General features: G+C 71.7%; 7 protein-coding genes. 4 read left to right on the forward strand and 3 right to left on the reverse strand.

The features are described 5' to 3' along the window. Window positions 1–1700 precede the first annotated feature (1700 nt). Window positions 1701–2150: a MarR family winged helix-turn-helix transcriptional regulator gene (locus B4N89_RS05690; RefSeq protein ID WP_078979131.1), complete on the reverse strand. Its 450-nt coding sequence runs from the start codon at window positions 2148–2150 to the stop codon at window positions 1701–1703. A gap of 409 nt (window positions 2151–2559) precedes the next feature. Here B4N89_RS05690 and B4N89_RS05695 point away from each other — a divergent pair, with 409 nt between their 5' ends. After that, window positions 2560–3939, forward strand: a complete 1380-nt coding sequence (locus B4N89_RS05695; protein WP_235618888.1) for an MFS transporter — start codon at window positions 2560–2562, stop codon at window positions 3937–3939. A 130-nt stretch (window positions 3940–4069) separates the two neighbouring features. Next, window positions 4070–4861, forward strand: coding sequence for a PIG-L deacetylase family protein (locus tag B4N89_RS05700; RefSeq protein ID WP_078974769.1), 792 nt, complete (start codon window positions 4070–4072; stop codon window positions 4859–4861). Between the two features lie 665 nt (window positions 4862–5526). Here the strand turns inward: B4N89_RS05700 and B4N89_RS05705 are convergent. Together B4N89_RS05705 and B4N89_RS05710 are read right to left on the reverse strand one after the other, a co-directional pair. After that, window positions 5527–6414 (reverse strand): RNA polymerase sigma factor SigF, encoded by an 888-nt coding sequence (locus tag B4N89_RS05705; RefSeq protein ID WP_078974770.1) that lies wholly within the window; start codon window positions 6412–6414, stop codon window positions 5527–5529. A gap of 313 nt (window positions 6415–6727) precedes the next feature. Further along, a complete protein-coding gene (locus B4N89_RS05710; protein WP_078974771.1) occupies window positions 6728–10102 on the reverse strand; it encodes a pyruvate carboxylase in 3375 nt (1124 codons plus the stop codon). A gap of 454 nt (window positions 10103–10556) precedes the next feature. Here B4N89_RS05710 and B4N89_RS05715 point away from each other — a divergent pair, with 454 nt between their 5' ends. Together B4N89_RS05715 and B4N89_RS05720 are read left to right on the forward strand one after the other, a co-directional pair. Beyond that, complete coding sequence (locus tag B4N89_RS05715; protein ID WP_143657860.1) at window positions 10557–11111, forward strand: DUF3558 family protein; 555 nt, start codon at window positions 10557–10559, stop codon at window positions 11109–11111. A 369-nt stretch (window positions 11112–11480) separates the two neighbouring features. Then, window positions 11481–12065, forward strand: coding sequence for a sigma-70 family RNA polymerase sigma factor (locus B4N89_RS05720; RefSeq protein WP_414646356.1), 585 nt, complete (start codon window positions 11481–11483; stop codon window positions 12063–12065). Window positions 12066–12078: the final 13 nt, after the last annotated feature.

Genomic DNA, 12078 nt, shown 5'->3' on the forward strand with positions numbered 1-12078 from the left:
GCCGCCCCCAACGGCGACAACAAACACCGACGCCGCCCCCGAACCCCCCGCCCCGACACAGAACCCCCCTTCCGAGCCGACCCTCTCTTGAGGCTCGCGCCATTGGCAGCGGATGGCCGGTGCGGGCCCGTCCGAGTCGGTGATGGGCCGCCGCCGGCGTTCGCGGCTCCAAGACACCGGCCCCCGACGAGACGCGCGCATTGGTCGGCGAAAACCGGCTGGCAGCGGCGGGCAGGGAGGGGGCTCGGGTCGAGTCCTCCGAGGAAGCTTCCCGAGTGGGCCGGGTGTTCTCGACGGGCGTTGCGCCTTGGGTTGCGGGTGGCCGGCGCGGGGCCGGTCCGAGTCGGTGATGGGCCGCCGCCAGCGTTCGGGGCTCCAAGACACCGGGCTCCCGACGAGACACGCGCATCGGTCGGCGAAAACCGGCTGGCAGCGGCGGGCAGGGAGGGGGCTCGGGTCGAGTCCTCCGAGGAAGCTTCCCGAGTGGGCCGGGTGCTCTCGACGGGCGTTGCGCCTTGGGTTGCGGGTGGCCGGCGCGGGGCCGGTCCGAGTCGGTGATGGGCCGCCGCCAGCGTTCGGGGCTCCAAGACACCGGGCTCCCGACGAGACACGCGCATCGGTCGGCGAAAACCGGCTGGCAGCGGCGGGCAGGGAGGGGGCTCGGGTCGAGTCCTCCGGCGAGCCTTTCCGAGCGGGCCGGGTGGCATCGGGGGCGTATGGGGAGGAGTTGGGGGTTCGGAATCGGATTTCGGCGGGGTGGTTGTTGGCTTCAGGCTTCGGTGACCTGCGGTTTTGCGGTGTCGGGGTGGAGAGTCGGGCGTCGAGGGCCGGTTTCGTGTATTGAGACCCGCTCAACGCCTGAGTGGAGACCGAAACCGCCCGATCGGAACCGGCTTCGGGCACTGCGACCCCACAGAGGCCGTTAAAAAGACCGAAAGTGCCCAGCAGAGGCCGAAACCGGATCCCGGGGCGCCCTAAACGGCCCTCGCCTGCACTGACCTGCGGTTTTCTTCCGCACTGAGGCAAACTGCACCCCACGCGATCCGGGTTCGCGAGCCTTCGTCACCCACACGCCCACCGCCCCCGAAACCACCCGGCCCACTCGGAAAGCCTCCCCGGAGGACTCGACCCGGGCACCTCCCTGCCCACCGCTGCCAGCCGGTTTTCGCCGACCGATGCGCGCGTCTCGTCGAGGGCCGCAGATCTCGGAGCCCCGAACGCTGGCGGCGGCCCACCACCGACTCGGACCAACCCCGCACCGGCCACCCGCAACCCAAAGCGCAACGCCCGTCGAGAACACCCGGCCCACTCGGAAAGCCTCCCCGGAGGACTCGACCCGAGCCCCTCCCTGCCCCCGCTGCCAGCCGGTTTTCACCGACCAATGCGCGCGTCTCGTCGAGGGCCGCAGATCTCGGAGCCCCGAACGCTGGCGGCGGCCCACCACCGACTCGGACCAACCCCGCACCGGCCACCCGCAACCCAAAGCGCAACGCCCGCCGAAACCACCCGGCCCACTCGGAAAGGCCCGCCGGAGGACTCGACCCGAGCCCCCTCCCCGCCCCCGCTGCCAGCCGAATTTCGCCGAGCAACACGCCCGTCTCGCCGGAGACCGGCCTCGTCAGGCTTGCCGCTGGGCTAGGCCTCCGGGCGTCACTCGGCCGCCGCGGCCGCCCGCGCGCCCGGACTGTGGCTCCGCGGGTTCACCCGCGTGCGGCGCCGCCCGTGTGGGCGACGTCGCCCGTTTCGCGGCGGGGCCATTCTCGGCCCTCTGTGCTTTCGACCGCGCGGTTGAAGCGGGTCAGGACGTCGAACAGTTCGCGGCGTTCGCCCTCGTTCCAGGACGCCAATACGCGGTCCAGGCCCCGGCAGTGGCCGGCGCGCTCCGTCGCGAGGTGTTCGGTGCCCGCCTCGGTGATGCGCAGTTTGCGGGCCAGGCCGCCGTCCGGGTCTGCGATGCGCTCCGCGTCGCCTGCTCGCAGGAGTGCGGCCACCTGGCGGTTCACCGTCGAGGTGTCGAGCCGAAACGCTTCTGCGAGCGCGCCGATCGTCATCGGTCCCTCGACCTCCAGGCGGGTCAGCAGCAGGTAGGCCGACCGCTCCATGCCGTCGCCCCGCCGCTTGCCCATGACGTGGTGCCGAGCGATCAGCATCAGCTCCCGCTCGATGCCTTCCAACACATCCACTCCCGCCTTCACACCCGATGCGCCGTGTACGACCCTAGCGCCGAGCCCCAGCAATGTGCACGATACACATCATGTGTATCGTGCACATTCATTGACCGCGGCAATCATTTCGACGGTGCCGGCTCCGAGTTCCGGAACCGCGAGCTTCGAGTCCCAAGCCACAGGCCACGAGCCACAAGCCACGAGCCACAAGCCACAAGCCACAAGCCCCAGGAGGCAGTCAGTGACCGGTTCGAGCGGCATACCGGAGCCGAGCCCGGCGAGTGCGGGTGCCGGTGCCGGCGCGGCCGGCGTCCTCCCCCATCCGCCCGCCACCGTGGATCGCGCCGGTCGGGTGGTGGCCGTACTCGCCTTCTGCGGCGTGGTCGTCGCGCTGATGCAGACCCTGGTCGTCCCGCTGCTGCCGAACCTGCCCCGGATGCTCGACACCTCGCCCGCCGACGCCTCCTGGGTGGTCACCGCCACGCTGCTGTCGGGGGCGGTCTGCACACCCGTGATGGGGCGCCTCGGCGACATGTTCGGCAAACGTCGGATCCTGGTCGTCAGCCTCGGCCTGATGGTCGCCGGATCCGTGTTGTGCGCGTTGTCCGACTCGCTGCTCCCGATGGTGGGCGGCCGTCTGCTCCAAGGCGCGTCGTTCGGCGTGATCCCGCTCGGCATCAGCATCATGCGCGACGAACTCCCGCCCGCGAAGCTGGGTTCCTCGATCGCGCTGATGAGCGCGACGCTCGGCATCGGCGGCGCGATCGGACTGCCGGTGGCCGCGTTGATCGCGCAGAACGCCGACTGGCACATGATGTTCTGGGCGGCCGGCGCGATCGGCGCGCTGGACATCGTTCTGGTACTGCTCCTCGTGCCGGAGTCGCCGATCCGACTGCCCGGACGCTTCGACTTCGCCGGCGCGGGCGGCCTGTCCGTCGGACTCGTCGCCCTGCTGCTCGCCATCACCAAGGGTGCCGGCTGGGGCTGGGGCAGCGCTGTCACGCTCGGTCTGCTCGGCCTGGCGGTCGTGGTCCTGCTCGGCTGGGGATGGCTCGAACTGCGCACCGCCCAGCCGCTCGTCGACCTGCGCGTCTCGGCCCGCCCGCAGGTGCTCTTCACCAACCTCGCCTCGGTCGTGGTCGGTTTCGCGATGTTCGCCCAGTCGCTGGTGTTCCCGCAGGTGCTGATGAACCCGGAGAGCACCGGCTACGGACTGGGCAAGAGCATGGTGGTCGCGGGTCTGTGCATGGCCCCGTCCGGGATCGTGATGATGCTCGTCTCGCCGCTGTCGGCCCGGCTCTCCGCCGCCTACGGCCCGAAAGTCTCGCTTCTGGTGGGCACCCTGGTGATCGCGATCGGCTACGCGTGCTCGGTGTTCATGCTCGACGCGATCTGGAAGATCGTCGCGATGGCGGTGCTGTCGGCGATCGGCGTGGCCCTGGCCTACGCGGCGATGCCCTCGCTGATCATGCAGGCGGTGCCGATCGGCGAGACCGGGTCGGCGACGGGCCTGAACACGCTGATGCGCTCGATCGGGACCTCGACGTCCAGCGCGGTGATCGGCGTCGTGGTCGCGAACCTGACGATGCGTTCGGGTGGGCGGGAGTTCCCCTCCCGCGACGCGTTCACGACCTCGCTGTGGTTGGGCTGCGGAGCGGCGGTCCTGGGCCTGTGCGTCGCGTTGTTCATCCCCGGACGCAAACCGGTCGAAGCCACACGGATCCCGGCACAAAAGCGTGCGGAAGGCACCGAGGCCGTGCCGACGGCGACCTGACGGCGCATCAATTCCCGTGTCGCGCATGGCCAAACCCGCTCGGGTAACGGATGCTCGTAAGTCTTACCCAGGCGCCGACCACCCCTCCGGGAGATCGTCACCCCTACTCCGCCACTCGACGGGAGCCCCGATGAGCCTTCCCACCTTCCGCGGATCGCGTACGCCCGTGCCCGATTCGAGTTCCGGGAGCACATGGACCACCACGTCCGAATGGCGACGGCAATCGCTGCCGGTGACCCTCCCCGAGGACTGGCCGGGCCTGGCCGGCGGCCTCGTGGTGGTCGCCGCGCACCCGGAGGACGCGGTGCTCGGGGTGGGCGGATTCATCTCGCGGGCGGTCGCGGGCGGCGTGCCGGTCCGGGTGGTCAGCGTGACCGACGGCGACGCCTCCCATCCGGGCAGCCGCTTACCCGGATCGGTACTGGCCGCCCGACGCGTCCGGGAATCCGATCGGGCGTTCGCCACGCTGGTCGGCAACCCCGGCGGGGTGGCCCCGGTGGAGGTGATCCGGCTGCGCATCCCGGACCGCACGGTCGGCAGCCACGAACGCGATCTGGCGGAGCGGCTGATCCCGCTCGTCGCGGGCTTCGCGCTGTGCGCCACGAACTGGCGCGAGGACGGCTTCGCGGATCACGAGAGCACCGGCCGCGCGGCCGACGCGGCGTGCCGGGAAACCGGCGTCGGGCTGGTCGAGTTCCCGCTGCGAATGTGGCAGTGGGCCCGACCGGACGACGCCCGGGTGCCGTGGAGCCGGGCCCTGCGGGTCGACCTGACCGAGGTGCAACAGGCCCGCAAGGAAAGGGCATTGTCGTGCCTGGCCTCACAGATAGCCCCGTTGGTCCCGGGCCGCGACGACCGGATCCCCCTGCCCCCGGAAAAGCTGGCCTACTTCCGCCGCCCCTTCGAGGTGCTGTTCCGCTGACGCGGCACGACGGGCCGTACACACGCCGGCGGCCGCAGCGGCCCCGGGGCACCCGGGCGTACGGGCAGCGGCCCCGAACGCCGCAGGGCCTCGGACGACGCGGCGGCCGGGCGGACCATGCGGCCACGAGGGTCAAGTGCTCGCGGTGATCCGGGCGCTCACGGCACCCACGCGCGGCCGAGGCGGTCAGGGTGGGCGGGGACGGTCGCGGCTGACCGGAAGTCGCGGTGGCCAGGAGAGTCGCGGCTGACCGGAAGTCGCGGTGGCCAGGAGAGTCGCGGCTGACCGGGACAGTCGCGGCAGCCAGGATGTCGCGACCGGCCGCACCGCCGCCGCGGCGCCTCCTCACCCCGCTGCCCGTCCCGCACGCGGACGCACCGCTCGCCGGCAACACCCACCCCGCGGTCCCGCCCCGATCCGGCGGCCACACTCGTGCCGCCGCCCCGCCGGCGATACCCATACGGCGAGTCCATCCCGCCCCACCGGCTCGCACGATCCCGGCCGGCCCGGCCGCCCCGGCACCCCACGCCGACCACGGGCGCCGCGTCCGGCCATGGCCGCAAGGCGCAAGGCACCGCGCACGCGCAAGGCACACCGCCCCCGCCCACCCGCACGCGCCCCACCCCGAGCCGGCATCAACCCGCAGCCCTCGGCGCCCGCCGCCCTCAGCCCGGGATCATCAGCCGCTCACGCAACGAAGCCAGCGTGCGGGCCAGAAGGCGGGACACGTGCATCTGCGAGATGCCGATCCGCTCGCCGATCTGCGCCTGCGTCAGGTTGCCGTAGAACCGCATGACCAGGATCGCCCGCTCACGCTGCGGCAACTCGGCCAGCAGCGGGCGCAGCGCCTCGCGGTACTCGACCAGGTCGAGCGCGTGGTCCTCGGAGCCGAGCCGGTCGCCGACCGTCTCCTGCCCGTCCGCGTCCCCGTAGGCGGTCTCGTCCAGCGAGGTCGCCGTGTACACGGTGCAGGCGTCCAGACCCTCCAGCACCTCCTCCTCGGTGATGCACAGCCGCTCGGCCAACTCGCGCGGCGTGGGCGTACGCCCGTGCATCGCGGTCAGCTCGTCGGTGGCCCGAAGCAGTTCGGTACGCAGCTCGCGCAGCCGCCGCGGCACCCGTACCGACCAGGAGGTGTCCCGGAAGAAGCGCTTGATCTCGCCGATGATGGTCGGCATCGCGTAGGCCATGAAGCTGCTGCCGCGATCCGCCTCGTAGCGGTCGATCGCCTTGATCAGCCCGATCGTGCCGACCTGGACGATGTCCTCGACCGGCTCACCGCGCCGCCGGTAGCGCCCGGCCGCGTGCCGCACCATCGGCAGGTTCAGCTCGACGAGCAGTCCGCGCAGGTACGAGTGGTCCACGGTGCCCGGCTCCAGCGTGGCGAGCCGGGCGAGCATCAGATCGCCGGCCGCCCGGGCCATCGGCGTGGGCAGCCGGGTGACCATGTGCGGATGGGCCAACAGGTCGTCGAGATCTACGGTCGGCGCCGGCGGGGGTGCCGCGACGCGGGGTTCCGCGGTCGTGTCGAGGGTGCTCAGGCGCACGGCCATGCAGGGTCTCCCAATCCGGATGGATGGACACCGATAACCCCGAGCGACATCGAGTCTGTGACGTGAAGCACAGGAAGATCAAGAGCCCTCCGGGGGTACGTCCTAGGGCCAGGATCGCGACATGCGGCCTCACCTCGGCAAACGACGGACCGGCGAAACGGAAAAAACGCACGAAAGCAGCCCATACGGCGCAGCGAAATCGGACATCCCGTAATCAAACGTCTGCCAAACGTGTCCGCAAAACGCCACGAACCACCACCCGAATGCTCGGGTGGTGGTTCGTGTGGATCGTTCCGGACCGATCCGGACCGGATCAGCCCAGTTCGAGCAGCAGGTCCCCCGCCTCGACCGAGGACACCTGCCCGATCGCGAGCCGGGCCACCGTGCCCGCGCTCTGCGCCGTGATCGACGCCTCCATCTTCATCGCCTCGATGGTCGCCACCGTGCCGCCGGCCTCGACCTCGTCGCCCACGGCCACCTGGAGGGTGACCACGCCGCTGAACGGCGCGGCCACGTGCTTCGGGTTCTCCGGATTGGCCCGCTCGCTCTCCGGACGCGCCGGCTTGACCGAGCGGTCGCGCACCGAGAGCACCCGGGGCTGGCCGTTCATCCGGCAGTACACGGTGCGGAAGCCCCGCTCGTCGGCCTCGCCGACCGCCTCGACCGCGAGGTAGAGCGACACGCCCGCGGACAGCTCGATGGCCAGTTCCTCACCCTGGACCAGGCCGTACAGGAACGGCACGGTCGGCACCGCGGAGACGTCGCCGTACAACCGCTCGGCCTCGTCGTAGTCCCGGGCCGGGCCGGGGAACAGCAGCCGGTTGAGCGTCTCGCGCAGCCGGTCGCCGTCCAGCGCGGCGTCCTGCTCCGGGGTCAGCTCCACGGTGCGGGTCGCGCTCGCGGTGCGGCCCGCGAGGGCGCGGGTGCGGAACGGCTCGGGCCAGCCGCCGGGCGGGGTGCCCAGCTCGCCCTGGAGGAAGCCGATCACCGAGTCCGGCACGTCGAACGCGCCCGGGTCGGATTCGAACTTGGCCGGGTCCGCGCCCACCGCGCTCAGGTGCAGGGCCAGGTCGCCGACCACCTTGCTGGACGGGGTGACCTTGACGATGTTGCCGAGGATCCGGTTCGAGGCCGCGTAGGCGTCCTCGATGTCCTCGAACTTGTGGCCCAGGCCCAGCGCGATCGCCTGCTGGCGCAGGTTGGACAGCTGGCCGCCGGGGATCTCGTGCCGGTACACCCGCCCGGTCGGCGCGGGCAGCCCCGACTCGAACGGCGCGTACGCCTCGCGCACCGCGGCCCAGTAGGGCTCCAGGGCGCACAGCGCGTCCAGGGACAGGCCGGTGGCCCGCTCGGTGTAGTCGGTCGCGGCCACGATCGCGGACAGCGGCGGCTGGCTGGTGGTACCGGCCAGCGCGGCCGAGGCGCCGTCGATCGCGTCCACCCCGGCCTCGACCGCGGCCAGGTAGGTGGCGAGCTGGCCGCCGGCGGTGTCGTGCGTGTGCAGGTGCACCGGCAGGTCGAAGCGCTCGCGCAGCGCGCCGATCAGGGTCCGGGCGGCGGGCGCGCGGAGCAGGCCGGCCATGTCCTTGACGCACAGCACGTGTACGCCGGCCTCGACCAGCTGCTCGGCGAGCCGCAGGTAGTAGTCCAGCGTGTACAGCTGCTCGGCCGGGTTGGACAGGTCGCTCGTGTAGCAGAGCGTGCCCTCGGCGATCGCGTGTGTGCCCAGGGTGGCCTCGATCGCCGGCCGCATCGCCTCGACGTCGTTGAGCGCGTCGAAGATGCGGAAGATGTCGATGCCGGTGCGGGCCGCCTCCTCGACGAACTTCACGCACACCTTGTCCGGGTACGGCGTGTAGCCGACCGTGTTGCGCCCGCGCAGCAACATCTGGATGTTGAGGTTGGGCATGCCCTCGCGCAGCGCCGCGAGCCGCTGCCACGGGTCCTCCTTGAGGAAGCGCAGCGCGACGTCGTAGGTCGCCCCGCCCCACGCCTCGACGCTCAGCAACTCCGGCGTCAGGCGCGCCACATAGGGGGCCGCGGCGGCGAGGTCGTAGGTGCGTACCCGGGTCGCGAGCAGCGACTGGTGCGCGTCGCGGAAGGTGGTGTCGGTGACCGCCAGCGCGCTCTGCTCGCGCAGGGCCCGGGCGAAGCCGGCCGCGCCCAGCTCCAGGAGCCGGTCCCGGCTGCCCGAGGGCAGCTCGCCGGCGGGCAGTTCGGGGAACTTGCTGCGGGGCACCGCGATGCTGGGCGTCGGGCCGTACGGGCGGTTGACCGTGACGTCGGCCAGGTAGGCGAGCAGGCGGGTGCCGCGGTCGGCGCCGGGGCGCGAGCGGACCAGTTCGGGGTGCTCGTCGATGAACGAGGTGGTGATGCGTCCGTCGCGGAAGGCCGGGTCGTCCAACACGGCCTGCAGGAACGGGATGTTCGTGGCCACGCCGCGGATGCGGAACTCGGCCACCGCGCGCCGGGCCCGGTTGACCGCGTCGCCGAAGGTGCGGCCCCGGCAGGTCAGCTTGACCAGCATCGAGTCGAAGTAGGGCAGCACTTCGGCGCCGGTGTAGGTGCCGCCGTCGAGCCGCACGCCCGCGCCGCCCGGCGAGCGGTAGGCGGACACCGTGCCGGTGTCGGGGCGGAAGTCGGCCGAGGGGTCCTCGGTGGTGATCCGGCACTGCAACGCGGCGCCCTGGATCCGGATCTCGCTCTGCACCAGGCCGAGGTCGGTCAGGCTCGCGCCGGCGGCGACCCGCAGCTGGGCCTGGACCAGGTCGACGCCGGTGATCTCCTCGGTGACCGTGTGCTCGACCTGGATGCGCGGGTTCATCTCGATGAACACGTAGCGGCCGCGCTCGTCGAGCAGGAACTCCACGGTGCCCGCGTTGCGGTAGCCCACGGCCTCGGCGAAGCGCACCGCGTCGGCGCAGATCCGGTCGCGCAGTTCGGGGTCGAGGTTGGGCGCGGGAGCGATCTCGATGACCTTTTGGTGCCGTCGCTGCATCGAGCAGTCGCGCTCGTACAGGTGCACCACGCCGCCGTCGGCGCCGGCCAGGATCTGTACCTCGATGTGGCGCGGGCGGATGACGGCCTCTTCGAGGAAGACCGTCGGGTCGCCGAACGCGGTCTGCGCCTCGCGCATCGCGGTCTCGATCGAGGAGCGCAGGTCCTCGCGCCGGTCCACCTTGCGCAGCCCGCGCCCGCCACCGCCGGCGGCGGCCTTGACGAAGATCGGGAAGCCGATCTCGTCCGCCGCGGCCACCAGCGCGTCCACGTCGTCCTGCGGCGGCGCGGTGTGCAGGGTGGGCAGTCCGGCGCCCTTGGCCGCCTCCAGCGCGCGCACCTTGTTGCCCGCGAGCGAGAGGACCTCGGCCGAGGGGCCGACGAAGGTGATGCCGTTGGCCTCGCACGCCTCGGCGAGCAGCGGGTTCTCGGACAGGAAGCCGTAGCCGGGGTAGATCGCGTCGGCACCGCACGCGATCGCCGCGCCGACGATGGTGTCCACGTCGAGGTAGGCGCGCAGCGGGTGACCGCGCTCGCCGATCTCGTAGCTCTCGTCCGCCTTCTGCCGATGCAGGGAGTGACGGTCCTCGTACGCGTAGACGGCGACCGTGGTGATGTCGAGCTCGGTGGCGGCGCGCAGGGCGCGTACGGCGATTTCGCCGCGGTTGGCCACCAACAGCTTACGGATCACGAGCTGCGTACCTCCTTGCCCGGGGTGTCCGGGTGCGGGGGAAATCGGACGGGTACCTCGAGACGACGAAGTGCCGGGCCCTGGGTGGAGTCTCGGCAACGGGTCGAACCCTGCGTGACTTTAGGACACGTGTGCAGGTGCCCCGCAGGCCCGGTCCACATGCCGGGCACACCGGGCGGACTCGGATTCCCCGTCCCACCTGCGAATTTCCGGTTCATCGGGGCGGGTGTGACCTTGCTCGCAGCCCGCATCGCGAGACATTTCGACCCGAAAGGCGGGGGCGCGGGCGCGCCGATGGGGAGCGGCTGCGGCCCGTCGCGACCCGATCGCGTGCCCCGGCCCGGCCCGATCGCACCGTCGGCCGGGACATGTCGGAGCAAATGTCGGATCATGCGGGAGGCCGGGGGACGACCCGGGAATCGAGCCGGGGACGACCCGGGAAACGGGGAACGCCGTGAGGGTTCGGATGGGCGTGGCGATCGCGGTCGCGGTCGTCGTGCTGCCGCTGGCCGGGTGCGACGACGGCGACGGGGGCGGTACGAAGGCGGCCGGGGACAAGGGCGCGAGTCCGACCGCGAGCGGTGGGACCGGTGCGAGCGGCGACCTGCGGGCGGTGGACGCGTGCTCGATCCTGACCGCCGACCAGGTCTCGCAGGCGCTGGCGCTGCCGGGTCTGAAGGCCGCGCAGAATCCGCTCGGCTGCGACTACGCGGCGGCCGACGGCGCGCCGGTGGTCAGCACGATCGCCACCCGCTCCAAGGCGGGCGGGGTGGACAAGGCGCTGGAGGCGTACCTGGGCACGCTGGGCGACGCGCGCACGGAGAAGGTGGCGGGGGTCGGCGAAGCGGCGGTCTACGTGCAGCCCGACACCATCGGCGGCGTACTGGTGGTCGCGGCCCGGCGAGGCGACGAGACCGCGGTGTTCTCGCTGAACGCGGGCGGCGGCGACCCGCCGCCGAGCAAGGAGCAGTTGGTGTCGCTGGCGAAGCTGGCGGTGGCGAGGATGTGACGTAGAGGGCCGGCCCGTCGATCGTTGCGCTGTGGTCACGGTCGTGCGCGCACGGTTGCCCATCGCTCGAGGATACGGTCTGCGGCCGGGGTCGGGGAACGCGGCGAATTGTCATATCGTGTGCGGATATTGACCCTCCGTCATCTCGACGGGCCGACCGGCTCGTCCGGGCCCTCGTTCCCCGCGAGGGGGGACCAATGTCACGGCTGATTCCGGCGTCGGCGGGCACGAGGTGGGCAGGGGAACTGTATGACCCCGCGCGGGGAGGACGGCCAAGCGCCGACGGACTCCTCCCTTCGCGCCTTTCAAACCCTCCACACCATCCGTGCCATCCGTGCCCTCCGTACCCTTCGAACCGGGAGCGACGACGTGAGTGATCTGCTGACCACCCCCGGCCCGCGGCTGGACCGCTTCGAGCGCGATGCCGTGCCGTTCCTGGAGCCGCTCTACCCGGCCGCGTTGCGGATGACCCGCAACGCCTCCGATGCCGAGGACCTGGTCCAGGAGACCTTCACCAAGGCGTACGCGTCCTTCCATCAGTTCCGCGACGGCACCAATCTCAAGGCCTGGCTGTATCGGATCCTCACCAACACCTTCATCACCTCCTACCGTAGGAAGCAGCGGCAACCGGTGGTGTCGACCACGCAGGAGATCGAGGACTGGCAGCTGTACCGGGCCGCCTCGCACGAGTCGACGGGCCTGCGTTCGGCGGAGCTGGAGGCGCTGGACCACCTGCCGGATTCGGACGTGGTGGCCGCGTTGCGGGCGCTGCCCGAGGAGTTCCGGGTGACGGTGTACCTCGCGGACGTCGAGGGCTATCCGTACAAGGAGATCGCCGCGTTCACGAAGGTGCCTCTGGGCACGGTGATGTCGCGCCTGCACCGGGGGCGGCGGCGGTTGCGCGAGGCGTTGGCGGACTACGCGCGCGAGCGTGGGTTCGTCGTCGCGGCGTAGTCCGCCTTGTCGC

The sequence above is a fragment of the Embleya scabrispora genome (genome assembly GCF_002024165.1).
Taxonomy (GTDB): Bacteria; Actinomycetota; Actinomycetes; order Streptomycetales; family Streptomycetaceae; genus Embleya; species Embleya scabrispora_A.

Coding starts and splice junctions, on each gene's coding strand:
- B4N89_RS05695 (WP_235618888.1), top strand. CDS start 2,560: ATGCAGACCCTGGTCGTCCCGCTGCTGCCGAACCTGCCCCGGATGCTC.
- B4N89_RS05705 (WP_078974770.1), bottom strand. CDS start 6,414: ATGGCCGTGCGCCTGAGCACCCTCGACACGACCGCGGAACCCCGCGTC.
- B4N89_RS05700 (WP_078974769.1), top strand. CDS start 4,070: ATGAGCCTTCCCACCTTCCGCGGATCGCGTACGCCCGTGCCCGATTCG.
- B4N89_RS05690 (WP_078979131.1), bottom strand. CDS start 2,150: ATGCTGATCGCTCGGCACCACGTCATGGGCAAGCGGCGGGGCGACGGC.